This is a genomic window from Streptomyces montanus (genome assembly GCF_005786655.1).
GTDB classification, from domain to species: domain Bacteria; phylum Actinomycetota; class Actinomycetes; order Streptomycetales; family Streptomycetaceae; genus Streptomyces; species Streptomyces sporangiiformans.
The window spans coordinates 37528-63441 of the sequence record NZ_VBZC01000020.1; the positions used below are offsets into that span (position 1 = coordinate 37528).

Annotated in this window: 21 protein-coding genes; 13 read left to right on the forward strand and 8 right to left on the reverse strand. The window is 71.1% G+C overall.

The genetic code is table 11. From position 1 onward, the window contains the following. Positions 1-54 precede the first annotated feature (54 nt). The 7 genes from FE633_RS19445 to FE633_RS19470 form a co-directional block, all read right to left on the reverse strand. Positions 55-1878: a protein kinase domain-containing protein gene (locus tag FE633_RS19445; RefSeq protein WP_246113713.1), complete on the reverse strand. Its 1824-nt coding sequence runs from the start codon at positions 1876-1878 to the stop codon at positions 55-57. A gap of 182 nt (positions 1879-2060) precedes the next feature. After that, positions 2061-2465 carry a peptidase inhibitor family I36 protein gene (locus FE633_RS19450; RefSeq protein WP_138046449.1) on the reverse strand — a complete coding sequence of 135 codons (405 nt, stop codon included), beginning with the start codon at positions 2463-2465 and terminating at the stop codon, positions 2061-2063. A gap of 184 nt (positions 2466-2649) precedes the next feature. Further along, positions 2650-4026 carry a serine/threonine-protein kinase gene (locus FE633_RS19455; protein ID WP_138046450.1) on the reverse strand — a complete coding sequence of 459 codons (1377 nt, stop codon included), beginning with the start codon at positions 4024-4026 and terminating at the stop codon, positions 2650-2652. Next, entirely contained in the window at positions 4023-4763 is a 741-nt protein-coding gene (locus FE633_RS19460; RefSeq protein ID WP_138046451.1) for an FHA domain-containing protein, read from the reverse strand. The genes FE633_RS19455 and FE633_RS19460 overlap by 4 nt, the downstream gene beginning before the upstream one ends. Positions 4764-4900: 137 nt before the next feature. Beyond that, positions 4901-6595: a protein kinase domain-containing protein gene (locus tag FE633_RS19465; protein WP_246113714.1), complete on the reverse strand. Its 1695-nt coding sequence runs from the start codon at positions 6593-6595 to the stop codon at positions 4901-4903. Beyond that, positions 6592-7338: an FHA domain-containing protein gene (locus FE633_RS48445; protein WP_246113715.1), complete on the reverse strand. Its 747-nt coding sequence runs from the start codon at positions 7336-7338 to the stop codon at positions 6592-6594. The genes FE633_RS19465 and FE633_RS48445 overlap by 4 nt, the downstream gene beginning before the upstream one ends. Before the next feature lie 135 nt (positions 7339-7473). After that, a complete protein-coding gene (locus tag FE633_RS19470) occupies positions 7474-8118 on the reverse strand; it encodes a hypothetical protein (RefSeq protein WP_138046453.1) in 645 nt (214 codons plus the stop codon). A gap of 277 nt (positions 8119-8395) precedes the next feature. On the opposite strand from FE633_RS19470, the gene FE633_RS19475 reads away from it, so the two are divergent. The 8 genes from FE633_RS19475 (at position 8396) to FE633_RS19510 (ending at position 17418) form a co-directional block, all read left to right on the forward strand. Further along, the gene (locus FE633_RS19475) at positions 8396-9250 is read left to right on the forward strand and encodes a bifunctional methylenetetrahydrofolate dehydrogenase/methenyltetrahydrofolate cyclohydrolase (protein WP_119100592.1); all 855 of its coding nucleotides are present in this window, start codon (positions 8396-8398) and stop codon (positions 9248-9250) included. A 451-nt stretch (positions 9251-9701) separates the two neighbouring features. Next, on the forward strand, positions 9702-10355 hold the full coding sequence (locus FE633_RS19480; RefSeq protein WP_246113716.1) for a DUF3017 domain-containing protein: 654 nt from the start codon (positions 9702-9704) through the stop codon (positions 10353-10355). Between the two features lie 367 nt (positions 10356-10722). Continuing rightward, a complete protein-coding gene (locus tag FE633_RS19485) occupies positions 10723-11583 on the forward strand; it encodes a helix-turn-helix domain-containing protein (protein WP_138046454.1) in 861 nt (286 codons plus the stop codon). Next, positions 11580-12368, forward strand: coding sequence for a helix-turn-helix domain-containing protein (locus FE633_RS19490; protein ID WP_171060030.1), 789 nt, complete (start codon positions 11580-11582; stop codon positions 12366-12368). Before FE633_RS19485 ends, FE633_RS19490 begins: the two co-directional genes overlap by 4 nt. A gap of 252 nt (positions 12369-12620) precedes the next feature. Then, a complete protein-coding gene (locus tag FE633_RS19495; protein ID WP_138046456.1) occupies positions 12621-13205 on the forward strand; it encodes a helix-turn-helix domain-containing protein in 585 nt (194 codons plus the stop codon). A gap of 396 nt (positions 13206-13601) precedes the next feature. Then, complete coding sequence (locus FE633_RS19500) at positions 13602-14936, forward strand: helix-turn-helix domain-containing protein (RefSeq protein ID WP_138046457.1); 1335 nt, start codon at positions 13602-13604, stop codon at positions 14934-14936. Positions 14937-15886: 950 nt separating this feature from the next. After that, a complete protein-coding gene (locus FE633_RS19505; RefSeq protein ID WP_138046458.1) occupies positions 15887-16876 on the forward strand; it encodes a malate dehydrogenase in 990 nt (329 codons plus the stop codon). Positions 16877-17085: 209 nt separating this feature from the next. Then, positions 17086-17418: a hypothetical protein gene (locus FE633_RS19510; protein ID WP_138046459.1), complete on the forward strand. Its 333-nt coding sequence runs from the start codon at positions 17086-17088 to the stop codon at positions 17416-17418. A 9-nt stretch (positions 17419-17427) separates the two neighbouring features. On the opposite strand, the gene FE633_RS19515 is transcribed toward FE633_RS19510, so the two are convergent. After that, entirely contained in the window at positions 17428-18315 is an 888-nt protein-coding gene (locus FE633_RS19515; RefSeq protein ID WP_138046460.1) for a bifunctional helix-turn-helix transcriptional regulator/GNAT family N-acetyltransferase, read from the reverse strand. A 219-nt stretch (positions 18316-18534) separates the two neighbouring features. Here FE633_RS19515 and FE633_RS19520 point away from each other — a divergent pair, with 219 nt between their 5' ends. The 5 genes from FE633_RS19520 (at position 18535) to FE633_RS19540 (ending at position 25892) form a co-directional block, all read left to right on the forward strand. Beyond that, positions 18535-20055, forward strand: a complete 1521-nt coding sequence (locus FE633_RS19520; RefSeq protein WP_138046461.1) for an aldehyde dehydrogenase family protein — start codon at positions 18535-18537, stop codon at positions 20053-20055. A gap of 144 nt (positions 20056-20199) precedes the next feature. Beyond that, entirely contained in the window at positions 20200-21729 is a 1530-nt protein-coding gene (locus FE633_RS19525) for a GMC family oxidoreductase (protein WP_138046462.1), read from the forward strand. Beyond that, entirely contained in the window at positions 21729-22955 is a 1227-nt protein-coding gene (locus FE633_RS19530) for a quaternary amine ABC transporter ATP-binding protein (protein ID WP_138046463.1), read from the forward strand. The genes FE633_RS19525 and FE633_RS19530 overlap by 1 nt, the downstream gene beginning before the upstream one ends. Next, on the forward strand, positions 22955-24931 hold the full coding sequence (locus FE633_RS19535; protein WP_138046464.1) for an ABC transporter permease: 1977 nt from the start codon (positions 22955-22957) through the stop codon (positions 24929-24931). The genes FE633_RS19530 and FE633_RS19535 overlap by 1 nt, the downstream gene beginning before the upstream one ends. A gap of 1 nt (position 24932) precedes the next feature. Continuing rightward, positions 24933-25892 (forward strand): ABC transporter substrate-binding protein, encoded by a 960-nt coding sequence (locus FE633_RS19540; protein ID WP_138046465.1) that lies wholly within the window; start codon positions 24933-24935, stop codon positions 25890-25892. Positions 25893-25914 lie beyond the last annotated feature (22 nt).

Sequence of the window (25914 nt, forward strand, 5' to 3'; positions counted from 1 at the left end):
GTGCGCGCTCGCGCACGGCCGGGCTTCCTTGTGCGGCGTCACGTCATGCCGGCGTCACGTCGAACCGCGCAGCGCCGCCCAGGTGTTGGGGCCGACGACGCCGTCGGCGTCCAAGCCCTTGTCGCTCTGGAACTGCTGGACCGCGGAGACGGTGTCCTTGCCGAACTTACCGTCCACCCCCGCCTTTCCGAGGCTGTAGCCGCGTTGGGTCAGCATGCACTGCACCTGCACCACCCGCTGGTTCTTGTCGCCGCGACGCGTGAGTTCGGTGCCGGAGTAGTACGTGCACTGCGAGATCCACGCCGGTGGGGCCGGCTCGGCCGTGGTCTTGGTCGGAGCGGGGCTCGGAGCTGCGCCGCCGTCTCCTCCGCTTCCGCCACTGCCGCCGGACGTGGCGGTCGCGGTGTGCGAGGGAGTGCGCTGAGCACGGCCTGTGCCGTCTGAGGTCCCGGCTCCGGCGGAACCTTTCTCCTTTTCCGCCTCCTCCTGCTCCTCCCGCTTACCGCTGGGCGAGGGCGAGTCGCGGTCGGAGGCGCCGGGCAGCGGTGGCCGTGCCGCGTCGTCTTGGGCAGTGCTTCCGACGGCCGTCGGAGACGAGGAGGCCGTGTCCTCGGAGGACGGACGGGTGAGCAGAAAGGCGCTCGCGGCAACGACACACACGGCGATGCCCGCGGCGACCGCCAAGTACGCCTTCTTTCTGCGGCGCGCGGTGGCCGGAGAACTGCCCGTTGGAGCACTGTCGGGTGGGGCGCCGCCAGGCGGCGTCGGCGGTTCGTACGCGCCCGGGGGCGTCTGTGGTCCTGGTCCGTACGCGCCCGGCGGTGTGGCCGGCCCGAAGGCGGGGCCGGGAGCGGGGGCGGCCACCCGGTGCGTGGGCGTGCGGAGTTGGCCGGTCTGCTGGGCGGAGGCCTGTCGCAGTACCTCGCAGGCCTCGCGCCGGGCGAGCAGCCGGGAGTCGAGCGGTTCCTGCCACGACGTCGTACGAGGGTGTACCGCGGCCGCGTCGATCAGCTGTCGCGGTGTGGGCCGGCCGGAGGGGTCCTTGGCCAGGCAGGCGGAGAGCAGGGTGGCCAACGAGGCGTCCGCCGCCGAGAGTTCGCCCATGAGCTCGGCTTTCGGCTCCTCGAACGCCACGCGGTGCATGACGTCCACGCCGGTGCCACTGCCGAACGGGGCGTGCCCTGTCGTGGCGTAGATGAGCGTGCACGCCAGCGAGAACACGTCCGAGGCGGTGTCGCAGCGTCCCTCCCGCAGATACTCGGGAGACATGAAGGCGGGGGTGCCGACCCGGTTGCCGGTGATGGTGATCGAGCTGCTGTCCACGGCCTGTGAGATGCCGAAGTCGATCACGTGCGCGCCCTGGCCGGACACGATCACGTTGGACGGCTTGAGGTCCCGGTGCACGATCCCGGCGGCGGCCAGCGCCGACAGGGCCCGGCCGAGTTCCCCCACCAGCCGCCACGCTCCGGCGGGTTCCAGCACGCCGCAGTCGCGTACGGCGTCCGTCAGGCTGAGCCCGGGTAAGTACTGCGTGGCCATCCACAGCAGCTCATCCTGGAACCCCGTGCCCAGCAGCTCCGGCGCGTACGGTGCGCCGACCCGCTCGTGCACGGCGGCCTCGCGCTCGAACCGCCGCCGGAACTGGGGGTCTTCGGCGTACTCGGGCCTGATCACCTTGACCGCGGCGAGCCCGGGGCTGTCGTCGGCGGGCCGCGCCAGATACACCCGGCCCATGCCACCACTGCCGAGCACGCCGAGCGGTACGTACGGGCCGATGCGCCCCGGATCCACGGACCGCATCGGAGCCGCCCCCACCTGCTCCAGCGTGGCGTTCCCGGTGGCCGGTAAGTGCGGTGGCGTCGGCCGCTCGTCTGACATGGGTCCCCCGAGTGCTCTGCTGTCTCAACGTGCCCTTTCGACACCCCCAGTTGACACGAGGCTATCGCGGTCTCGTAGGTCTCGCCGTCGTCTCGGGCCAACAGCGGCTCCGCGGTCTGCGGGATGTACGCACGGAAGGCCGCGTCCCTCCCGGGGCGCGGCCTGCCGTGTGTGGGCTTGTCTCAGCAGCTCGAGACCCACTCGTGGGAACGGAGCTTGTACGTGCCCGCGAGGTTGCCCTTCTGGCCCATCCTGGTGCAGCCCTTGCGGGTCTCGTAGTTGGCGCCGCTGTAGTAGACCACTGACTTGCCGCTGGTGCCGTTGTTGAAGACGGACCTCACGTTCTTGTCCGCGGACCACGAGCACCTGACGGCGCCGTTCCGCCAGTCCGGGTCGAACCCGTCCCAGGTACACCGGTCTCCGGTGCCGTCGTCTCCCGTGTAGAAGCAGATGGATCCCGACGGGCAGCTGTAGGCGGCGGCCGCCGCCTGTGCCGGTGCGGCGGCGACGCCGAGGCCCAGGCCGGCGAAGATCGTCGCTCCGGCGAAGAGACTGGCCTTGGTGCGCAGTGCTCGTACTCGCTTCATGAATCCTCCTGGTCGATGCTGCTGGAGGGGTGTCTGGTGCCTTCCCCCGGCTGAGCGGCGCCGTCCCCCGTGGCGGCGTCGGCACTACTGTGGAGGGGGCGAGGAGCGAGCGGTACCTAGAACGTTCCAGGGTATCGACCCCCGAAGTCACCTGTGCGGCAAGACAGTTCGCACGGTCACTCGGTCACTCGCGGGTGCGCAGCGCACGCCAGGTGTTCGGGCCGACGATTCCGTCCGCGTCCAGTCCGGCCCGCTTCTGGAGGGTGACGACGGCCCCGTGGGTCAGAGGGCCGAAGTCGCCGTCCACCTCGCCGACTTCGGTGATGCCGTGCAGGTACTTCAGCAGGCACTGGGCCTCCCTGACCTGGCTGCCTCCGTCGCCCCGCTTGATGGTGAAGTCCCATGTGCCGTTCCAGCCCGCCGTGTAGCCGCGGCCGTGGGTGTCGTCCTCGTACACCGCGGGCTTCTCGCAGCTGGGCGGCGCCGCGGCTGTCCGGTCCGTATCCCGCAGGGTGTACGTCGCCGTCGCCGCCCCCAGCGCCGCCATCGCGAAAAAGGCGGTGGCCAGGACGGGACGCCGCCACCGGCGGGGCCGCAGTCGCGGCAGGCGGGCCGAACGGGCGGTGCCCGCGGCCTGTTCCACCCGGCGCACCAGCGAGGCGGTGTCGTGTGCGGCGCGCTCATCGTGTGTACGGGCCAGACAGTCCGTGATGATCTCCCGCCAGTCCGGCGGCAGTTCGGGGGGCAGGCGTAGCTCCTCGGCGCCGCGCGCGTACCGTACCGCCGCGTCGCAACGGGCCTCGATCGTGCCGCCGGGCAGGGGCAGAGAACCCGCGAGGACCACGTGGGCCAGCACGCCGAAGGCCCAGATGTCGGCGGTCGGGCGGACCTGCTGGCCGCGTTCGCCGATCTCGGACCAGAGGAGCTCCGGTGGCGTGTAGTCGGGGGTGGCGAAGGCGAGCGTGTAGGCGTGGGTGCCTTCCAGCTCGGCGGCCATGTTGAAGTCGGCGAGGCGGGCCGAACCGTCCTTCATCAGCAGGACGTTGGCGGGCTTGAGGTCGCCGTGCACCCAGCCCGCGTGGTGCAGCTGGTGCAGGCCCTCGCAGACCTGGGCCAGCAGGGCGGGCCCGGACTCCGGGGTGGGGGACCGGTCCAGCAGCGCTGCCAGAGAGCCCTCCGCCCGCTCCAGTACGAGGACGGTGGCGCCGTCGAGTTCGGGGTGGTCCGGGTCGTCGACCGTCAGTGTCTCGTACATCCGGATCAGCCGTGGAGAGCGCAGCCGCTGCAGTAACTTCTGTTCGCGGTGGGCCAGTTCACGCAGGTGGTGGAGTTGGCGCGGGGTGCGGGTGCCGGTCGGCAGGAACTTCAGGGCCGCGTGCCGGGGGAGTGGATCGGCGCCGCCACCGTCCGCGGTCTCCTCGTGGGCGGTCTCCTCGTCGGTGCCGGTGCGCCTGGCCGCGTAGACGCTGCCGAACGCGCCGGACGCGAGGTGCTCGCGCACCTCCCAGACGCCCACCCGGTAGCCCTTCGGCACGGGCACGGCGTGGCGGTCCCCATTCACTGCGCCACCTCGCTCTGGGCTGCCGCCAGGACGACGAGATCGTCTTCCTGTACAAGGTCGAAGCGCAGGGCGAGCGAGACCAGCGACTCCTTCTTGCCGTACAGGCGTGGGCCGGGCTCCGCGGTGTCCGTGGAGGGTCTCAGGCGTAACTTGACCGCCAGATAGTCGATGTTCCAGTAGACCGAGGAGCGGGTCACCGTGGGCCAGACGGCCCGCAGGCGCTCCACGGTCTCGTCGACGGTGGGCAGCGGGGCGTGCGGTGCGCCGCGCAGCCGGGGCTCGCAGAGGGCGGCCAGCACGGCGAAGTACCGCTTGGTGCGGTCGAGGCAGAACGCCGGGGCCGTGGTGGCGCCGGAGTGCCCGAGGCGGGCGGCGCTGCGATAGGTGTGGCGGGGCGCCCAGACGTCGAAGCTGAGCAGATCGCCCGCCGCGGGCAGCACCACGCGCGAGAACTCGAACGAAACGGGCGCGTCCAGACGGCCCGGTGTGACCTTGATGTGCTCGCCCGCGCCCTCCGGATTCTCGACCACGTAGGTCTGGTCCTGGCTGAGGTTGCTCAGTATCCAGAAGGCCCGGTGCGCGGTGATCTCACCCGCGACCCTGGACACTCCTTCGTGGGCGATCGCCAGACCGCCTTCCTGCACGGCCCTGCCGAACGTGAGCTTCTCGCCCGCCGAGAGCCGGATCTGGTCGGCTGATCCGGTACCGCACGGCGGCATCACGATGATGCTGTACATGGAGTCGTCCCCTGCCCCTGTGCCAACGAGAGGCAGGATAAGGGGAGTTACAGGGGACATGTCACATCGGTACGACGGGAAACAGCCCAAGGGGTGGCCCCCGGACGGCGGCGAGCGGTACCTCAGAACTCTCAGGGTCACTTTTTCGCGGCCGGCGTGTACTCCTTGAGGTAGTGAGCGACGCGGTCGGCGTAGTCGCGGTACTTCGGGGGAACACCGGCCGCGTCGTTCACTTTCTCGTACGACGTCCGGTACGCGGCCGCGATGAGAACCTGCCGGTCACCGCCCAGCGCGGAGTCCAGGCGCGGCGCGATCCAGCACAGATACCGGCTCATGGCCGGGATGGACTCGGAGGGGGAGAAGGGGGGTTGAGGGATCGTCTTCTCGGGTTTGCCGTCGGACCGCATCCACCAGCGCAGCACACGCGGGGTCCAACGGGCGATCCCGTACTCGTCCATGGCGGGGTCGGAGAGGTCCGGGTCGAAGTCGCTCTCCACCTTCAGCATGGCGGCGATCAGCGACGGCGTGACCTCCTCCTGCACACAGTCGTGGGCGGAGTTGACGATGAGCGGCCGGTAGGCGACGGGGACGCCCTTGTCCGTACGGAGCTCGGCGGCGCCGTACGCCGCGGGCGCGACCTTCGCGGTGCCCGGGTCCTTCCCGTCGTCGGAACCGTCGTCCGCCAGCATGCCGTAGCCGAGGGTGGCGAGAGCGGTGGTGGTGGCGGCCGTGGCGGCCGCGGCGCCCAGGATCACACCGGTCCGGCGTCCGCGTCTGAGCGGGAACAGGCGCGGCAGGCGTGGGGAGCGGGCGGTCCCGGCGACCGTCCCGACCCGCCGCAGCAGTGTTTCCCCGCTGATCCGCTCCTGGTGCGTACGGGCCAGACAGTGCCGTACGATCTCCCGCCACTCATCCGGGAGTTCGGGGGAGAGGCGGAGCTCTTCGGTGCCGCGCGCGTAGCGCGCCGCCGCGTCCCGGCGGGCCGAGGGCGTGCCGCCGGGCAAGGGGAAGGTGTCCGTGAGGACGAGGTGGGCCAGCACGCCGAAGGCCCACACGTCGGCCGAGGGACGGATCTGCCGGCCGCGCTCGCCGATCTCGGCCCAGAGCAGCTCGGGCGGGGTGTAGTCGGGCGTGGAGAAGGCGGGCGTGTAGGCGTGGGTTCCCTCGAGTTCGGCGGCCATGTTGAAGTCGGCGAGGCGGGCCGAACCGTCCTTCATCAGCAGGACGTTGGCGGGCTTGAGGTCGCCGTGCACCCAGCCCGCCCGGTGCAGCTGGACCAGGCCCTCGCAGATCTGCGCGAGCAGCGCGGGACCGTGCTTCGGCCGGTGGTTCCCGGAGAGCAGCGTGGTCAGAGAGGTCGCGGCCCGTTCCAGTACGAGGACGGTGGCGCCGTCGAGCTCCGGCTGCCCGGGGTCGTCGACCGTCAGCGTCTCGTACATCCGGATCAGCCGCGGGGCGGTGCGCAGCCTGCTCAGCAACTCCAGCTCCCGCTCGGCGAGGTCACGCAGATGCGCGAGCCGGCGGGGGGTGTGCGTGCCGGTCGGCAGGAACTTCAGGGCGGCTGTCTTCGGGAGTTCACGGGCGGCCGTCTTGGGGAGCTCGCGGGCGGTTGTCCTGGGGAGTTTCCCGTCGGGTGTTTTGGGGGGTTCCTGGTCGTTCGTCTCCGGGAGTCCTCGGTCGGTCGTCTTCGGGGGCTTCGCGGCCGGCCCCTCCGGGACGCGTCGCGCCGCGTACACGCTGCCGAACGCCCCCGTCGCGATCGGCTCGCGCACTTCCCAGGAGCCGACGCGGTATCCGCGAGGGACGGACACCGCGTACGCGCCGTCGCTCACCGCACGGCTCGGCTCGGGGAGTTGCCGAGGACGATGAGATCGTCCTCCCGTACGAGGTCGAAGCGGAGCGCGAGGGAGACGAGGGACTCCTTCTTGCCGTTCAGTCGCGGGCCCGGATCCGCCGTGTCGGGGCCTGGCTTGAGGCGCAGCTTCACCGCGAGGTAGTCGATGTTCCAGTGCACGGCGGCCGGGCTCGCGGCCGGCCAGCCGGGACGCAGCCGTTCCACGACCTGGTCGACGGTGGGCAGCGGGGCGTGCGGTGCGCCGCGCAGGCGGGGCTCGCACAGAGCGGCGAGGACCGCGAAGTACCGCTTGGTGTGGTCGACCGAGAAGGCGGGTGCGGTGGTCGCGCCGTCGAGTCCGCCGGAAGAGTTCAGGTAGTCGTGGCGGGGTGCCCACACCTCGAGCGGCAGCAGGTCGCCCGCCGCCGGGAGCACGATCCGGGAGAACTCGAAGGGGACCGGCGCGTCGAGGCGGCCCGGTGCGACCTTGATGTGCTCGCCCGCGCCCTCCGGGTTCTCCACGACGTACGTCTGGTGGGCGGAGAGGTTGCTCAGTATCCAGAAGGCGCCCTGGGCCGTGATCTCCCCGGCTTTCCGGGAGACCCCCTCGTGTGCGATCGCAAGCCCGTTGTCGGCCTCCGAGCGGCCGAAGGCGAGACGTTCCCCGGGGGCGAGTTTGATCTGGTGTGCGCCGTGCTGGTCGTCCGTCGTGCGTGGGGGCACCACGATGATGCTGTACAAGGTCGTTCTCCCCGTCCCGTGCGCAGCTGTGGAATCAGGGTAGAGCGACGCACCAGGGCCGTGTCCAACCTTTGCGGGGTAGACACGGCCCTTGGCGTGATTGACGTGATGTACGCGAACGTGCTGCCGGTCGGCTCAGTAGCGCGGGCGGTTGAACCAGGCCGAGGCGGCGCCGTTGACCATCGAGGCGAGGATGATGCCGGCGATGGCGAGCGAGATGAGTCCGCCGAAGGTGGCGGAACCGTTCGCACCGTTCACCATGTTGACGATGCCGCCGAGGATCATCAGCGCCGCGTACACGATCGTGGTGATACGGATGCCGCTGCCACCGCTCTTGAACTTGACGCCCAGGAAGATGGAGAGGGCACCCAGGCCCACCAGGAGCGCCGCGAAGAAGAAGCCGAGTCCGGCGAGCGTGTCGGTGTCGTCACCGCTGCCCACGCCGTTGGACACGTCCTGCACGGCGCCGACGGCGATGCCCGCGATGATGCCGAACAGGAGCTGGAAGCCCGCGAGGATGAACAGCAGGACGCGCGAGGTCTTCATCAGACCCGGCATCTCCATCGGCATCGAGTTGGGAGCGCCACCCGGGTAGCCGGGGTACGCCGGCGGCTGGCCCGGAGCGCCCTGCGGATAGCCGTAGCCGGGCTGCTGGGGCGGGGCGCCCTGCGGGTAGCCGTAGCCGGGCTGCTGGGGCGGGCCCTGGGGAGGCTGGGCCGGGTAACCCGGCTGCTGGCCCTGCGGCGCGCCGTAGGGGTTGTTCGGGTCGCCAAAGCTCATGGCGTCTTTCCTCCGTTGCATGGTGCGGGGACGACGCGGCACATTTCGGAGGAAAGTTCTACAGATGCGGTTCGTCCCCCCGGTACTGCCCCGCGGCACTGTGACGTTCATCGTCCTTAACGCGCCTCTTATTTGTCCAGCCGGATGCCGCATGTGTTGTGCAAGTGCAACATCACTGATCATGGATGGATACGAGTGATCATGTGGGATGGGAGTTGCGGAGTCCGCAGGGTGACCGGATTGGAACCGGGAGCCGGTCATCCGCGAGGATGGGGTCATGACCGCCCAGATTCTCGATGGCAAGGCCACCGCAGCCGCGATCAAGTCCGATCTGACCGCCCGCGTGGCGGCCCTGAAGGAGAAGGGCGTCACGCCCGGCCTGGGAACCGTCCTGGTGGGCGACGACCCGGGCAGCCAGAAGTACGTCGCGGGCAAGCACCGCGACTGCGCCCAGGTCGGCATCGCCTCCATCCAGCGGGAACTGCCCGTGACCGCCACGCAGGAGGAGATCGAGGCGGTCGTCCGCGAGCTCAACGAAGATCCGGGCTGCACCGGTTACATCGTCCAGCTGCCGCTGCCCAGGGGTATCGACGAGAACCGCATCCTGGAGCTGATGGACCCGGACAAGGACGCGGACGGCCTGCACCCGATGAACCTCGGCCGTCTCGTACTCAACGAGCCGGCACCGCTGCCCTGCACGCCCAACGGTGTCCTCACTCTCCTCCGCCAGTACGGCGTGGAGATCAAGGGAGCCGAGGTGGTGGTCGTGGGCCGGGGCGTGACGATCGGCCGCCCGATGCCGCTGCTGCTGACCCGGCGCAGCGAGAACGCGACGGTGACGCAGTGCCACACCGGCACGCGTGATCTGTCCTCCCACTTGAAGCGGGCCGACATCATCATCGCCGCGGCGGGCTCCGCCCACCTGGTCCGGCCCGAGGACGTGAAGCCGGGCGCGGCCGTCCTCGACGTCGGCGTCTCGCGCAGCGCCGAGGGCAAGATCGTCGGTGACGTCCACCCCGGCGTCGCCGAAGTCGCCGCGTGGATCTCGCCGAACCCCGGCGGCGTCGGCCCGATGACCCGGGCGCAGCTGCTCGTCAACGTGGTCGAGGCGGCGGAACGCAGTGTCGGCTGAGGACACCCCGAAGCGGGGCACCGACTCGTCGCCCGAGCCGACGCGATCCCAGGGGATGGGACCGCGCGCGGGGAAGGCGCGGGACTCGAATCCGGGGGCTGTGGAGGGCCGGGACTTGAAGCCGGGGGGCGCGGAGGAGCGGGACTCGAAGCCGGGGGGCGCGGAGGCGCGGTCTCAGGGCGGGGAGTCAGGCGCCGCGGCGAAGCCGCACGGCACGCGGTCGCGGACGGATGGCACGCAGCCACGCGCCGACTCGTCTCCCGAGTCGGCACGGTCTCAGACCACGCGGTCGCGAACCGGGAAGTCGCAGGGCACGGAGTCTGCAGGCACGGTGTCGCGCGCCGGGAAGCCGCTTGGTACGGAGTCTGCAGGCACGGTGTCGCGGGGCGCGGGGCCAGAGGGCACGGAGTCGCGGTTGCGTGGTGCGCAGGCGGAAGACGTGGAGCCGGGTGTGGCGAAGTCGCAGGGCACGGGACCGCAAGGCCCTGAGGGGCGGTCGGGACGTGTGGAGTCCCGTGCGACGGAGGCGCAGGGCATCGAGCCGCGTGCTGCCGAGCCGCAAGGCGTGGAGGGCCGGGCTGCCAAGGGGCACGGCGGGGAAACGCACGCGGCGCCGGACACGTCGGCTGCGGGCGCGCATGCGCATCGGGACGACGGTGAAGAGCCTGTTGTGCGGGACCCCGTCAGCGCGCCCGGCCCCGACGGGCAGCCGCAGCGCACGACGCGCCGTTTCCCCCGGATCACCCGGGACACCGCACGCCCCGAGGGCGGCGGCCGTGCCGCGTCCGGGGCCGCGCCCGCACCGGCCCGGCAATGGCCGATGCTCACGGTGGTCGCGGCCGTCGGACTCGGCTTGCTGCTCACCGCGCTCGGCGTCTTCCGGTACGGCACGCTGCTGATCGGGACCGGGCTGCTCGCCGGCGGCGTGCTGCGCTGGACGCTGCCCGGCGTGGGCATGCTCGCGGTCCGCTCCCGCTTCACCGACCTCGTCACCTACGGCATCCTGGGCGTGACCATCGTGCTGCTCGCGATGATGGCCCAGCCCAACCCGTGGCTGGAGATCCCGTTCCTGGACGACACGCTGCACTTCACGATCAGGACGTGACGGAGGCCCGCACTCTCCCCCGAGCTGATGAGTGCGGACCTCCGCGTCGTGCCGCCGGACAGGTGAACCTGTGTCGTCGGCGGTTGTCGTGGGCGGCTGTTCGGTCCGCCGCCCGGTACGTCATCGACCCTGCGTGACCAGGTACGACAACGGCCACAGTCATCGCGGGAGTTGGGAGTGGGTGGCACGCCCCGCACTCTGACGTGCTGGGAAGTCCCGTCCCATGACAACGCCGTGGGACGGGGGACGCCGTCCCAGTTGGGTAACGTGGACGCTCGGTACGCAACCGCATTGCCCCTGTCCGGACGTCCTCCGGACTGACCGAACTTCATACAGGTACGCGCCAAGGGATCACGGGGGTGACGACATGGCGCGCTGGAAGGAACTGTCCGACTCGCTTGACCAGCGGGAACGGCAACTCGTCGTCCAGCTGCGGCGGTTGAAGGACCGCAGCGGACTGAGTCTGGCCGCTCTCGCGGCGAAGACCACGTACAGCTCCTCGTCATGGGAGCGCTGGCTCAACGGGAAGAACCCCGTTCCCCGCGGGGCCGTGACGGAACTCGCGCGGGTGTGCGGCACGGAGCCGACGCGGCTGCTGGTGCTGCACGAGGTGGCGGAGGGAGCCCGCGGAGCGGCTGCCGGTGCTGGTGCCGGTGCTGGTGCCGGGCCCACCGTCACGCCGGCCACCCGCTCGGCCGTCGGGCCCGGGACCACCGGATTGACCGCCGGACCGAGCATCATGCCGGACGCCCGGCCGACCGCTCGCGCGACCGCCCGCCCGACCGACCGGCCGAGTGCTCACCGCCCACGCCCGCGCCCACGCGCCCGCCTCGTACTCGGCGCGGCCGCGTCCCTGCTCGTCGCGTTCGGTGCGGGCATGATCACCGGTCTGTCCTGGCAGGGCGACGGCTCGGGCGGGCAGCAGCCCGCGCCCACCGCCGACGCATACCGGCGCGGGCAGGCGTACGACTGCGACATCTCCCGCAAGGACGGCGGACTGTACGCCGGGCACAGCGTCTCCCGGGAGGTGCTGCTCGACCTGAACAGCACCGGCTGGGACGTCGTCGAGGCGCAGTGCCTGCTGCGCCGGCACGGCTTCGACCCGGGTGGCACCGACGGCGTCTACGGCGAGCGGACCAAACGCGCGGCCACCGCGTTCCAGAAGAAGCGGGAGATCGGCGTGGACGGCATCGTCGGCCCCGACACCTGGCGGGAGCTGCGCAAGTGACCCCGGAAGTACGCCAGCTCATCGCGGGGCTGCGGCAGTTACGGGAATCGGCCGGCCTGAGCCTCACCCGGCTCGCCGAACGCACTCCCTACAGCAAGTCCTCCTGGGCCCGCTATCTCAACGGCGAGAAGCCCGTGCCGTACGACGCCGTCGTGGCGTTGTGTCAGATCGCGGGCGAGCGGCCCGAACGGCTGCTCGCACTGTGGGAGTTGGCCGACGCGGAGTGGAGCGGGCGCGCACGGCACGCGCCCGAGTCGGTGGACGTGGGGCACGACGGCGGTCGTGCGCGTCGGGTCCTGTTCGCAGTGGGCGCGTTCGCGTCCGTGGGCCTCGCCGCCGCCGTGTGCGCCGCGGTTCTCCTCCTGCCGGACGAATCCGCGGACTCCGCGTCGCCCCCGCCGACGTACGCACCCGGCTGCACGGGCCCCGAATGCGACGGTGAGGACCCCGTCGCCATGGGCTGCGGCGGACAGTCCATGGTGACCTCGGCCGCCGAACGCACCCTCCCCGGAGGGCGGCGCGTGGAGTTGCGCTACGGCAAGGTGTGCCGCGCCGTGTGGGCACGAGGGTCGCGGCTGAGGATCGGCGACCGGATCGAACTGACCCGGCCCGGGACCCGCCCCAAGGCCGTACAGGCCTCCGACCGGACCGACACCCTGGGATATCTCGCCACGCCGATGATGGCAGCGGACGGTCCGGACGGCCCGGGCGCGTCGGACGGTCCGGGCGGGGCGCGCGTCTGCCTGGTGCCTGTCAAGGGCGACCGGGTCTGCTTCGGAGCGTGATCCGGGGAAGCCCCTTTTCAGGAGCGGCGCCCGTCCACTCCCCCGAGTACGGACGGACGCCGCTTGGGATCAAGAGTCATGGACGCGCCAACGGCGGTTCAACACCTGTCAGTTCCCTGTGGCACGGAAGTGACAGTTCCGGTACGTCGCGGCCATCGTGCGACGAGTCCCTCAACGATCTCCGGAGGGGGAACCGAACCGCGGCCGACGCCGTCCCTGGGGGCAGAGCGGAGGAAGCCGAGGAGGAGAACGATGGGCGCCTGGCAGCCGCTGCCGGCGGATCTTCCGCCGGAGGTGGAGCACTTCGTGGAACAGCTGCGGCTGCTCAAGGACCGCACCGGGCTCAGTCTGGTCGCCCTGGGCGCGCGGACCGCGTACAGCAAGTCCTCCTGGCAGCGCTACCTCAACGCGACGCAGCCACCGCCCCGGCAGGCGGTCGTCGCCCTGTGCCGGGTCGTCGGCGAGGACGCCGAACGCTTCGTTGTGCGCTGGGAACTGGCCGTACGGGCGTGGCCGCGCCCGACGGAACCGACGGCGAGCGTGCCCGCCGCCGGGGTCGCCGGGGCCGCCGGGGTCGCCGGGGCTTCCGCGAACGGGTCCGTCGGGGGGAGGGGCGCCGCGGGGAGTGCCGCCGAGCGCGGGACCGGCGGTGGGGCAGGGGGCGACGACGACTACGAGGAGGCGCCGACGGTCCCGTGGTGGGACCTGCTGGCCGACGAGCCGGACCCTCCCCGGGCCTCTGCCCCGGCCCCCTCCCACCGCCTGTTGCTCTACGCCGTGCTCATCGTTTTCGCCCTCCTCCTGACAGCGTTGGCGGGTGCCGTCACCCTGACGTGACGTCTCCTGCCCGAGTCGTTTGGTGACACAGATGGCACGAGTGACCTACGAGACCGCGCATGTGTTCCCCTTGTGTCGATGTATCGACAAGTTCGAGGATGTGGTCCGATCGCGTTCGACATCAGGGATAACGTGGGCAATCGGGACGGTCCGGGACGTCCCGTGCGCGGACCAGGGGGGCTCCGAACAGCCGCACGGGATATCGGTGGAACACTGGACCGCAGACCAGCGGGCGTGCAACGGTGCATGCCCACGGCCTGAATGCTCCTGTGCGCCCCCGGCCGGGGAACTGAGATCCTTGATGGGCGCATCCCCCTGGGTAGCCAGAACGGGGACTTGGCGGAGGGGCGCCACGCGCTGGGAAAATCAAGCACGTACGGGGGAAGAGGGGGAGCAATGCCTCGTTGGAGGGCCTTGCCGGACGAACTCGATCCGCAGGTCAGAGAGTTCGCCAGCCAGCTGCGCCGACTTGTCGACCGCAGTGGGCTGAGCATCGCTGCCGTGGCCGACCGTACCGGTTACAGCAAGACGTCGTGGGAGCGGTATCTGAACGGCCGGCTGCTCGCGCCCAAGGGCGCGATCGTGGCGCTGGCCGAAGTGACGGGTACCAACCCGGTCCATCTGACCACGATGTGGGAGCTGGCCGAGCGGGCGTGGAGCCGCTCGGAGATGCGTCACGACATGACCATGGAGGCGATACGGATCTCCCAGGCGCGCGCCGCGCTGGGGGAGTTCGGGCCCACACCGGCCAAGGGGGGCGGCCGGGACGGGAAGCAGGCGCGCAAGGGGGGTGGCGCGACGGCCGCGCCCAGGCCCGGGGCGGCCGGGTCGGCCGGAGTGGCACCGTCGGTGCCGGCACAGAGCCCGCCGCCGGGTGAGGAACGGCTGCCGTCCGGCGGGCGGGGCGGGGCGCATCGGGGCGGCTCTCACGGTTCGCCGCGGGGCGGGGGCTCGTCCGGGTCCTCCGGTTCGTCCGACGTTGCTTCGCCGGGGGGCTCTTCGGCGTCCGACCAGGCTGCGCGTGGCGGTGGTTGGGGGGTTCCCAGGCCTCCGGGGTGGTCCGGAGGCGCCGGGGGTTCGGCGGGGCTCTCCGCTCAGCCGGGTGTCTCCGGGCTTCCCGGTTCTCCCGGTTCTCCTGGATCCTCGGGGTACTCCGCGCCGTCCGGTCCCTCAGGGCCTTCCGGTCCGGCCGGTGGGCCGCCCGAGGACGCGCGCCCCCGCCGTTCGTCCGGTTCACCCGACGCGCAGCGGCGGAAGCGGCGGCTCACGATGTTCCTCGCGGGCGTCGTCGGCGTGCTCGTGGTGGTCGCGGCCGCCATGTTCCTGACCGACTCCGGCGGGGACGGCGGCGACGAAGCGAAGCCGAGCCCGACCCCGTCCGTCAGCAAGGACCTGCCGGCCGGCGTCCAGTGCAGCGGCAAGGACTGCACGGGCGAGGACCCGGAGAACATGGGCTGCGGCGGCGAGTTGGCGAAGACCACCAACAGCGTCACCGTCGGCACGGCCGTCGTCGAGGTCCGCTACAGCAAGACCTGTTCGGCCGCCTGGGGCCGCATCACGCAGGCCGCGGTCGGAGACGAGGTCGAGATCACGGCGAGCGGCGCGGCCGCGCAGACCGGCAAGGTCGATACCGACACCGACGCGTACACCCCGATGGTGGCCGTGAAGGACGCCGGCGACGCAAAGGCATGCGTAACGCTGAAGTCGGGCCAGAAGGGCTGCACGCGGTAAATCCGGCGGAAGAGCGGAAGAACGGCGCGCGGTGAACCCGCGTGAGGGACCGCGCGCGGCGAATCCGGCGGAAGGCCCGCGCGCGGCAGATGCGCCGGAACGGTCGCGCACACGGCGCGCGGGCGGGGGAAGGGCCGCGCCCGGTGGATCCGCCGGAAGGACGGCACGCCGTGGATCCGGCGGAGCGGCCGCACGCGGGAGATGCGGCGGAACGCTCGCGCACGGGGGAACCGGCGTAGGCACCGTGCGGGGGAGATCCGACGTCGGCGCCGCGCCTGATGGATCCGCCGGAAGGACGGCACGCGGTGGATCTCGCGGCGGGGCCGCGCGCGGGGGATGCGCGGGAACGGTCGCGCGCGGGAGACACGGCGGAACAGTCGCACGCGGCGGATACGGGGGAGGGTCGCGCAGGGGGATCCGGCGGAGGGACCGCGCGCGGTAGAAGCCGGTGGAAGGCCCGCGCGCGGCAGATGTGGCGGAACGGCCGCTCACGGGGGGATCCGGTCTTTGGCGGGGCTCGTGGGAGCAGATGGGAACGGGCTTCCGGGCCCGGCGCCGTGCGGGCGGAACCAATTCCGGTGAGGGAGGAATGGCTGTCCCACTCCGGGGCAGGTGCACCGTACCCCCACGGGAGTCCGGCGCCGTCCGGGAGGAGTCCCAGCCCCTCCCGGCCCCCGGCACCCCCACCCGGCGGCCGCTGTCGTCCCTCTCTCCCGGACCGGCGGCCGCCTCTTGGTGGGGCCTGTGGGGCGGGCCACACCGGCCCGGCCGTCCGGCCCGCCGGATGCGCGATAGCCTGACCGCTGGATCTCTCTTGACGCCAAGAGATCGATCATCCGTACCCGTGATCGATCAGCGCGGCGAACGAGCGCCGGTCACCAGCCGGCGCAGGGGATCCCGCACCCCGGGGCAGGGACGCCCCAACCGCCAGCTGTCATACGGAGAACGCCATGACCCGCACTCCCGTGAACGTCACCGTCACCGGCGCGGCCGGCCAGATCGGTTACGCCCTGCTCTTCCGCATCGCCTCCGGCCAGTTGCTCGGCGCGGACGTGCCGGTCAAGCTGCGCCTCCTGGAGATCACCCCGGCGCTGAAGGCTGCCGAGGGTACGGCGATGGAACTCGACGACTGCGCCTTCCCCCTCCTCCAGGGCATCGAGATCTCGGACGACCCGAACGTCGCCTTCGACGGCACGAACGTAGCCCTCCTGGTCGGCGCCCGCCCGCGTACGAAGGGCATGGAGCGCGGCGACCTGCTGGAGGCCAACGGCGGCATCTTCAAGCCGCAGGGCAAGGCCATCAACGACCACGCGGCGGACGACATCAAGGTCCTGGTCGTCGGCAACCCGGCGAACACCAACGCGCTCATCGCGCAGGCCGCCGCCCCGGACGTACCGGCCGAGCGCTTCACCGCGATGACCCGGCTGGACCACAACCGCGCGCTGACGCAGCTCGCGAAGAAGACGGGTTCGACGGTCGCCGACATCAAGCGCCTGACGATCTGGGGCAACCACTCGGCCACCCAGTACCCCGACATCTTCCACGCCACGGTCGCCGGCAAGAACGCCGCCGAGACGGTCAACGACGAGAAGTGGCTGGCCGAGGAGTTCATCCCGACGGTCGCCAAGCGCGGCGCGGCGATCATCGAGGCCCGCGGCGCCTCCTCCGCGGCGTCCGCCGCGAACGCCGCCATCGACCACGTCCACACGTGGGTCAACGGCACGGCGGACGGCGACTGGGCCTCCATGGGCATCCCGTCCGACGGCTCGTACGGCGTCCCCGAGGGCCTCATCTCCTCCTTCCCCGTCACCACCAAGGACGGCAAGTACGAGATCGTCCAGGGCCTGGAGATCAACGACTTCTCCCGCTCCCGCATCGACGCCTCCGTCAAGGAGCTCGAGGAGGAGCGCGAGGCGGTGCGCGGGCTCGGCCTCATCTGAGCCGACCGCTGCCCCGTATTGAGCAACCGCAATTGAGCGAGCCCGTACTCCGCGAGCCCGTACGGCCACCCGGCCGTGCGGGCTCGCGCGCTGTCCCCACGTACAACGAGTGCCCGGAACCGGCCGCCGACTGAGCCGCAGACCGAGTCCGGCTCAGAAGCAGCTCAACTCCCTTGATCGGCAGGAGCATGCACGTCGATCATGGGCCCATGTTCGGACGATCCCAGCAACCAGACCTGAACGTCCTCGTCCTCCGGGACGCCGATGTCATCGCCGCCCGGGTGCGCTGGGCGCTCGACGAGGCCTCGCCCGAGGAGCGGCCGGGCCTGGAGCGTGCCGCCGCCCTCGTCGAGCAGGCCGCGGCGGCAGAGGACGCCGACCTGTTCGCCCGCTGGGTCCACGAACGCCTCGCCGCGGCGGGGTACGAGGGAGCTCCCGACTCGGTACAGGCGATCAAGGTGCTGCGTGAGGCGGCGCCGGGGCTGAGCCTGAAGTCGGCGGTGCAACTGGCCAAGCACGCGGCGGCGCCGTCGCGGCGGTAGTACTGGTCCTCAGCGCGCGAGCCGCTTCTCGAACCAGTACGCGGCGTACACGTTGGCGTCGTACCGAGGGATCTCGGCGTATCCGCATGCCCGGTACATGGCCTGCGCCTCGGTGAGGGAGGCGTGCGTGTCGAGGCGCACGATCTCGTAGCCGCGCTCCGTGGCCTGCCGTTCCAGCTCGTCGAGCAGACGCCTGGCGAGGCCGAGGCGACGGGCGTCCGGGTGCACCCACACGTGCCGGATCTCGCCGACGCCGGCTTCGAGCCGGCGCAGCGCCCCGCACCCCACGGGACGCGCTTCCTCGTACGCGACGAGAAAGGCGCCGGTGTCCCCCGACACCTCATGCGGTCGTACGAGGGACGCCGGGTCGAAGCCTTCGGGGAACCGTTCGTCGATGTCGGCGGCGTAGGCGTCGAGGCAGGCGCGGGCGTCGGGTGCGGCCCCGTCGACGACGTCGACGCTGATCGCGGCGAGCCGCAGCAGCCGCTGGGCGGAGCCGAGGGCCTCGGTCAACTGTCCCCGCTGGGGCGGCGTAAGCCCCCTGAGCAGGCCCTCGGCGAGGTGGTTGGCGCGTCGGTTCTGCTCCTTCACCTCGACCTGCCCGGCCGGAGTGAGTTCCGCGACCCGCTGCCGGGTGTCCTTCGGATGCACGGTGATGCGTACGAGCCCCTGGGCCTCCAGCGCACGGGCCATCCGGCTCAGGTATCCCGCATCCAGCCCGAGCCGGACGCGCAGCTCCCGCAGTGAGACCCCGTCCCCGATCTCGAACAGCAACCGCGCCTCACCGAGCGGCCGGTCCTGGCCCAGATAGTGGTCGTCGAGCGCGCCGATGCGCCGGGTGAAGTAGCGATTGAAACGACGCAGGGTCGTCACATGCTCCGCTGACACTGGCTCCATATTTCTTTGACCTTAGTCAAGGGCCGGGGAGGCTGTCGATGCCCCGGGCAGCCCTTCGGCGGTCGGCGCGGGCTGAGCGGCTCACTTGCAGTGACTCAGCGCACTTTCAGCCACGGATTGTGCATGTACCGACGGTTAGGGGGCAGGGGCACTCCGCCCCAGGAGTGCCACGGGGTGTGACACGGGGGCACGGATCAGGAACGGAAGGCAACACCGATCATGGCGGGACCAGCGGAACGACAGGCGCAGCAGACCATTCACGTGGGCGGGGAGTGGCTCGAAGCCGTTGCCGGGGCCACACGGGAGATCCTCGACCCGGCGGATGCCAAGCCGCTCGCCGTGGTCGCGGAGGGTGACGGGCAGGACGCGGACGCGGCCGTCGCCGCGGCCCGCCGGGCCTTCGACGAAGGACCCTGGCCCCGCACCCCCGTCGCCGAGCGCGCCGCCCTCCTGCGCCGCGTCGCCGACCTCCTCGTACGCGACCGGGAGCGGCTCGGACTCCTCGAGAGCCGCGACGCGGGCAAAACGGTCGAAGAGGGGCGCGTGGACATCGACTGTGTCGCCGACGCCTTCCGGTACTTCGCCGACCTCGTCGTCGGAGAGGGCGGGGGACGGGTCGTCGATGCCGGGTCCGATGACATTCACAGCGTCGTCGTGCACGAACCCGTCGGCGTGTGCGCCATGATCACGCCGTGGAACTATCCGCTGCTCCAGGCGAGTTGGAAGGTCGCGCCCGCGCTCGCCGCGGGCAACACGTTCGTCATCAAGCCGAGTGAGATCACTCCGCTGACCACGATCGCCCTCGTGGAGCTGCTCGTCGAGGCCGGGCTGCCCGACGGTGTCGCCAACATCGTGACCGGGCCCGGGCATTCGGTCGGCGCCCGGTTCGCCGAGCACCCGGGGGTCGACCTCGTGTCCTTCACCGGCGGCCTCATCAGCGGGGTCAAGGTCGCGCAGGCCGCCGCCGTCACCGTGAAGAAGGTCGCCCTCGAACTCGGCGGCAAGAACCCCAACGTCGTCTTCGCCGACGCCTGCGCCACGGAGGAAGGCTTCGACACCGCCGTCGACCAGGCCCTCAACGCCGCCTTCATCCACAGCGGCCAGGTGTGCTCCGCCGGCGGACGCCTCATCGTCGAGGAGTCCGTACGCGAACGCTTCGTCGCCGAAATCGCCCGCCGGGCAGAGAGGATCAAGCTCGGCCGTGGCACCGAGGACGGTGTCGAGTGCGGGCCGCTCGTCTCCGAGCAGCAGCGGGAGAAGACCGAGGCATACGTGGCCTCCGCCCTGGCGGAGGGCGCCATGCTGCGGGCCGGCGGGAAGCGGCCCGAGCCGTCCGATGTACGGCCCGCCACCGGCTACTTCTACGAGCCGACCGTCCTCGACCGGTGCCACCGCGGGATGAAGGTCGTACGCGAGGAGGTCTTCGGGCCCGTCCTGACCGTCGAGACCTTCCGTACCGAGGACGAGGCCGTCGAGCTCGCCAACGACACCGAGTACGGGCTCGCGGGCGCCGTCTGGACCGCCGACGCGGGCCGCGCCCGGCGCGTGGCCGGACGACTGCGGCACGGCACCGTGTGGATCAACGACTTCCACCCCTATCTCCCGCAGGCGGAGTGGGGCGGCTTCGGCAAGAGCGGCGTCGGGCGGGAGCTCGGACCCGCGGGTCTTGCCGAGTACCGCGAGACCAAGCACGTGTACCAGAACCTCGCGCCCCAGCCGGTGCGGTGGTTCGCCGGCTGACCACCGGATCCGGCCGGCCACCCGGTCCGGCCGGCGCTGCCTGGTCCGGCCGGACCGATCCGGCTGAGCCCTGCGCGAGACCACGTCCCCCCGTCCCCCCTCCCCAAGCGCAGCACCTTGCACGACCCAGAGGAGCAGCTCCCCATGCCTGACCAAGAGCACACGTACGATTACGTCGTCATCGGCGGCGGTACCGCAGGCTCTGTCATCGCATCCCGCCTGACCGAGAACCCCGACGTCACCGTCGCCGTCATCGAGGGCGGCCCCAGCGACGTCGACCGCGAGGACGTCCTGACCCTGCGCCGCTGGATGGGCCTGCTCGGCGGGGACTTGGACTACGACTATCCGACGACCGAGCAGCCGCGCGGCAACTCGCACATCCGGCACAGCCGCGCCCGTGTCCTCGGCGGCTGCTCCTCGCACAACACGCTCATCGCGTTCAAGCCGCTGCCGTCCGACTGGGACGAGTGGGAGGCGGCGGGCGCCAAGGGCTGGGGCGCGGTGCCGATGGAGGCGTACTACGCCCGGCTGCGCAACAACGTCGTAGCCGTGGACGAGAAGGACCGGAACGCGATCGCCCGCGACTTCGTCGACGCCGCCCAGGCCGCTCTGGGCGTGCCACGCGTCGAGGGCTTCAACAAGAAGCCGTTCAACGAAGGCGTCGGCTTCTTCGATCTCGCGTACCACCCGGAGAACAACAAGCGCTCGAGCGCGTCGGTCGCGTATCTGCATCCCGTCATGGACGAGCGGCCCAACCTCCGCATTTTCCTGGAGACCTGGGCGTACAAGCTGGAGCTCGACGGGACGCGCGCGCAGGGCGTGCACGTCCGCACGAAGGACGGGGACGAGATCCTCGTACGCGCGAAGAGCGAAGTCCTGCTGTGCGCGGGCGCGGTGGACTCGCCCCGGCTGCTCCTCCACTCCGGTGTCGGGCCCAGGGAGGACCTGGAGCGCCTCGGTATCCCCGTCGTGCACGATCTTCCCGGTGTCGGCGAGAACCTGCTCGACCACCCCGAATCGGTCATCGTGTGGGAGACGAACGGGCCGATCCCCGAGAACTCGGCGATGGACTCCGACGCCGGCCTTTTCGTGCGCCGTGATCCCCGGCACGCGGGCCCGGACCTGATGTTCCACTTCTACCAAGTCCCGTTCACGGACAACCCGGAACGGCTCGGCTACGAACGCCCCGCGCACGGTGTCTCGATGACCCCCAACATCCCCAAACCCCGCAGCCGCGGACGGCTGTACCTGACCAGCGCCGACCCGGCCGAGAAACCCGCCCTCGACTTCCGCTACTTCACGGACGACGAGGACTACGACGGCCGCACTCTCGTGGACGGCATCCGCATCGCCCGTGAGATCGCCAAGTCGGAGCCGTTGGCGGGGTGGTTGAAGCGCGAGGTGTGCCCCGGCCCCGACGTGACGGGGGACGAGGAGCTCAGCGAGTACGCGCGGAAGGTGGCGCACACCGTGTACCACCCCGCGGGTACCTGCCGTATGGGCGCCCCGGACGACCGACTCGCGGTCGTCGACCCCGAGTTGAAGATCCGAGGACTCGACGGCATCCGCATCGCCGACGCGTCCGTTTTCCCGACGATGACCGCCGTGAACCCGATGATCGGGGTGCTCATGGTCGGTGAGAAATGTGTTGACCTGATGGGTGGTACCGCGTGATGACGACTACATCGACTGCTTCCTCTTCTTCCTCCTCCGCTTCCTCTTCTTCTTCCTCGTCCGGCGGCGTCGGTAAGGCCGGCTCGCCGGTCTTCGCCGTCGACGGCCTGTGGAAGGTCTTCGGGCCGAAGGCCGAGCGCATACCCGGCGACTCGGGGCTCACCGACCTCGGCCCCGCCGAGCTGCGGGCCCGCACCGGCTGCACGGCCGCCGTCCGGGACGTGGGCTTCGAGGTCCGCAAGGGCGAGGTCTTCGTCGTCATGGGCCTGTCCGGCTCGGGCAAGTCCACGCTCGTACGCTGTCTCACGCGCCTCATCGAGCCGACCGCGGGGAGCATCTCGATCGACGGCGAGGACGTACGCGCGATGGACAAGGCGCGCCTGCGTGAACTGCGCCGGCACCGCGCCTCGATGGTCTTCCAGCACTTCGGACTGCTGCCGCACCGGTCGGTGCTCGACAACATCGCGTACGGCCTGGAGATCCAGGGTGTGGGCAAGGCGGAGCGCCGGAAGAAGGCGACCGAGTTCGTCGCCAAGGTCGGCCTGGAAGGCATGGAGCAGCGCAAGCCCGGACAGCTGTCGGGCGGCCAGCAGCAGCGGGTCGGTCTCGCGCGGGCGCTGGCCGTCGACCCCGAAGTCCTGCTGTTCGACGAGCCGTTCAGCGCGCTCGACCCGCTGATCCGGCGCGATATGCAGGAGGAGGTCATCCGGCTCCACCGCGAGGAGGGCCGCACGATGATCTTCATCACCCACGACCTGAACGAAGCCCTGCGCCTGGGCGACCGCATCGCCCTCATGCGCGACGGTCGCATCGTCCAGCTCGGCACGCCCGAGGAGATCGTCGGCTCGCCCGCCGACGACTACGTCCGCGAGTTCGTCCGGGACGTGCCGCGCGAGCAGGTCATGACGGTACGCAAGGCCATGCGGGCCGCGTCCGGGGACGAGGCCGACCGCGGTCCCGCCGTGGCGCCGGACACGACCGTCTCGGAGGCCATCGAGACGGTGGCGCGCACCGGAAGCCCGGCACGGGTGGTGGACGAGGGCCGATGCCTCGGCGTCGTCGACTCCCAGGCGCTGCTCGGGGTGGTGGCGGGCACGGGCCGGCCCGCCGACGGTACGGGAGAGCCCGCCGACGCCGTCCCCGACGCCGTCCCCGGTGCCGATGCCGATGACGGTGCCGATGCGGAGAGTCGTGACGCACGGTCCGCCGGTGAGGGGGTGGCCTGATGGCTGCCACCACCACGGCCGTTCCCGCCACCGGCGCGGCGGGCCTGGTCAGAAGCGTGGTCAGGCACCGCGCCTTCGCCAAGCTCCTGCTGCTCGCCGTCGTGGCGGCGGTCCTCATACCCGTCGTCAACGCGCGCTGGGCGAGCGGTACATGGCCTCACGCCCTGACCGTCGACGTCTCCGACCCGCTCAGCAAGACGAGCGACTGGATCATCGACAACCGTGACAGCCATCCGCTCTTCCTCTACTTCTTCGGCCACGTCTCCAACGTCGTCGTCCTCTCCGTCCGTGCCGTCTACGTCGTCCTGCTCGCGGCCGGCTGGGCGGGCGTCACGGCCGGGGCGGCGCTGATCGCCTGGCGGGTGGCCGGAGTGCGGCTGGCGATCGGTACGGCCGTCGCGTTCCTGGTCAGCGGGCTGCTCAACATGTGGGTGCCCGCCATGCAGACGCTCGCGCTCATGGTGGTCGCGGTCCTCGCGTCCGTCGTACTCGGCGCGCTGCTCGGCCTCGCGGCGGGGCTCTCCGACCGTACGTACCGCGGCTTGCGCCCCGTACTCGACACCATGCAGGTCCTCCCGGCCTTCGCATACCTCCTGCCGGTCGTGCTGATCTTCGGCATCGGCGTCCCGGCGGCGGTGATCGCGACCGTCGTCTACGCGGCCCCGCCGATGGCCCGGCTCACCGCGCTCGGCCTGCGCGGCGCCGACGGCGGCGTGATGGAGGCCGTCGAGTCCATGGGCACCACCGCTCGGCAGCGACTGCTGACCGCCCGCCTCCCGCTCGCCCGCAAGGAACTCCTCCTCGGCCTCAACCAGACGATCATGATGGCCCTGTCGATGGCCGTCATCGCGTCCATCGTCGGCGCGGCCGGCCTCGGCGACCGCGTCTACCAGGCGCTCGCCTCGGTCGACGTCGGCGCCGCCCTCGCGGCCAGCATCCCGATCGTGCTGCTCGCGATCGTCCTGGACCGGGTGACGGGCGCGGCGGGGGAGCGGCTCGGAGACTCCGGATCTTCCGCCTCGTCTGCCAAGTCCGCCCTCCTGTGGTGGGGTTGCGTGGCGGTCGGCGCCGTCGCCGTAGCACTCGCGGGACGTTTTACTGACCGGCTCAACTGGCCCCAGGACTGGGTCGTGAACATCGCCGAGCCGGTGAACCGCGCGGTCGACTGGATGACCGCCCACCTCTACTCCGGCGTCCCCTACGTGGGCGGCACCGCCGACTGGGCGGGCCACTTCACCACCTGGGTCCTGGACCCGATGCGGGACGGCCTGCAGGGGCTGCCCTGGTGGTCGGTCCTGCTGATCGTCGCCACGCTCGCCTGGCTCATCGGCACCTGGCGCACGGCCCTCACCGCCGTCCTCGCGATGGCCGCGATCGGCGTGCTCGGTGTGTGGAAGCCCTCGCTCGACACGCTCTCGCAGGTACTGGCGGCCGTGGCGGTCACGCTGGTCGTGGGCTTCGCCATCGGCGTCGCCGCCGCGCGCAGCGAGCGCCTCGAACGGCTGCTGCGCCCGGTGCTGGACGTGTTCCAGACGATGCCGCAGTTCGTGTACCTGATCCCCGTCGTCGCCCTCTTCGGCGTCGGCCGCGCCCCGGCCGTCGCCGCCGCCGTCGTCTACGCCCTCCCCGCCGTCGTACGCATCACCACGCAGGGGCTGCGCCAGGTGAACCCGGCGGCGATGGAGTCCTCGCGCTCGCTGGGCGCCACGAACTGGCAGCAACTGCGGCAGGTACAGCTGCCACTGGCCCGCCCGGCGCTGCTCCTCGCCGTGAACCAGGGCGTCGTCCTGGTCCTCGCCGTCGTCATCATCGGCGGTCTGGTCGGCGGCGGCGCACTCGGCTACGACGTCGTGTTCGGGCTCGCCCAGGGCGATCTGGCCACCGGCCTCGTCGCGGGCGCGGCGATCGTCTGCCTCGGCCTGATGCTCGACCGGGTGACGCAGCCGACGGAACGACGTACGAGGAAGGGGGCCTGAGATGCGTAGGAAGATGCTCTCGGCCATTGCCGGTGTGTCCTCCCTGCTGGTGCTGACCGGCTGCGGGGCCGCCGACATGACCAAGCAGGCCTCGCCCTTCGCGGGCGTGGCGGGCTCCAAGACCGTCACCCTGTCCGTGCAGTCGTGGGTGGGCGCCCAGGCCAACGTGGCCGTCGCGCAGTACCTGCTGGAGCACGAGCTCGGCTATCGCGTGGACACCGTCCAGGTCGACGAGGTCCCCGCGTGGGACGCGCTCAGCCAGGGGCGGATCGACGCGATCCTGGAGGACTGGGGCCACCCGGACCAGGAGGAGCGGTACGTCAAGGACAAGAAGACGATCGCGCCTGGGGGCGAGCTCGGGGTCACCGGGCACATCGGCTGGTTCGTCCCGACGTACTTCGCCAAGCAGCACCCCGACGTCACGAACTGGAAGAACCTCAACAAGTACGCGGACCAGTTCCGTACGGCGGAGAGCGGCGGCAAGGGACAGCTGCTGGACGGCTCGCCCTCGTACGTGACCAACGACAAGGCGCTGGTGTCGAACCTGAACCTGGACTACCAGGTGGTGTTCGCGGGTTCGGAGGCGGCGCAGATCACCCAGATCAGGCAGTTCGCGAAGGAGAAGAAGCCTTTCCTCACGTACTGGTACAAACCGCAGTGGCTCTTCGAGAAGGTCCCCATGACGGAGGTGAAACTGCCCGCGTACAAGGAGGGCTGTGACGCCGACCCGGAGAAGGTCGCCTGCGCGTATCCGCACACCCCGCTGCAGAAGTACCTCAACTCGGACTTCGCCCGCGGTGGCGGCAAGGCGGCCGCCTTCCTGAAGAACTTCAAGTGGACGCTCGAGGACCAGAACGAGGTCTCCCTGATGATCGCCGACCAGAAGCTCACTCCCGAGGAGGCGGCGAAGAAGTGGGTGGGCAGCCACGAGTCGACGTGGAAGGCGTGGCTGCCCAAGTGACGCCCGGCGCGCGGCGCCTGAC